Below are 239 nucleotides of genomic sequence, written 5' to 3' on the forward strand. Positions count from 1 at the left end.
GTCCCCTTCGTCTAGAGGCCCAGGACACCGCCCTTTCACGGCGGTAACAGGGGTTCGAATCCCCTAGGGGACGCCACTTGCTGGTTCGTGAGTGAAAGTCGCCGACCTCAGTATCTCAAAACTGACTCTCTGAGTTACGTTTGAGATATTTGCTCTTTAAAAATCTGGATCAAGCTGAAAATTGAAACGACACACTGTTTCATTTCTCCGTAATAAGAAATGAAAAGCGGTGTGTTCGA

At 47.7% G+C, this 239-nt stretch carries 1 tRNA gene; it reads left to right on the forward strand.

The features are described 5' to 3' along the window. Nucleotides 1-76: transfer RNA gene (locus ACLJXE_RS24380), tRNA-Glu, on the forward strand. Nucleotides 77-239 lie beyond the last annotated feature (163 nt).

The sequence above is a fragment of the Citrobacter sp. U14242 genome, assembly GCF_046555775.1.
Lineage (GTDB): Bacteria > Pseudomonadota > Gammaproteobacteria > Enterobacterales > Enterobacteriaceae > Citrobacter.